At 34.9% G+C, this 538-nt stretch carries 1 protein-coding gene; it reads left to right on the forward strand.

Annotation, left to right across the window (positions count from 1 at the left end; genetic code table 11):
- Positions 1-63 precede the first annotated feature (63 nt).
- On the forward strand, positions 64-538 hold a 475-nt coding region (locus tag IPZ49_RS23005; protein WP_193762905.1), incomplete at its 3' end, for a glycosyltransferase family 4 protein.

Here is a 538-nt window from a genome sequence, read left to right on the forward strand (position 1 = left end):
TAATTTAACAAAGAAGAGTTGATTAATAATTTTAATGTAGATGCTTCCAGGATAAGGGTAGCTATGAACTTCATTGATACCCCTTCATATCCGAAACAAACTAATGATAGTCAAAGAAATAATGTTTTACTAATCATTGGTAGAATAGATCTTAATCAAAAAAGACAAGATTTGTTCCTCGATTATTTTGTTAGAAGTGAATTATCTGATGCTTTCGAGGTACACATAATTGGCGATGGGAATGACGACGCTTCTAAAGCGGTAAGAAATAAATACGGTAGCATGCATAATGTGTTTTTCTGTGGTTGGTTGGGATCAGAAGATGTTGCCCACCGCTTGGCTCAATGCAGAAGTGTAATTATTCCTTCAAAATTTGAAGGGGTACCGCTTGTTATGATAGAGGCTATCAAATTAGGAAAAACGGTTATAGCAAGCAATGTTGATGGAATGAAAGAATTTTTACCTCCGCAATGGTTGTTCGATGTCGACGAAATGAGTGATTCATTAAGAATCATTTCATATTTGAATGAAAGACCAC

This window comes from Enterobacter cloacae complex sp. S2, from assembly GCF_015159675.1.
Classification (GTDB): Bacteria; Pseudomonadota; Gammaproteobacteria; order Enterobacterales; family Enterobacteriaceae; genus Enterobacter; species Enterobacter intestinihominis.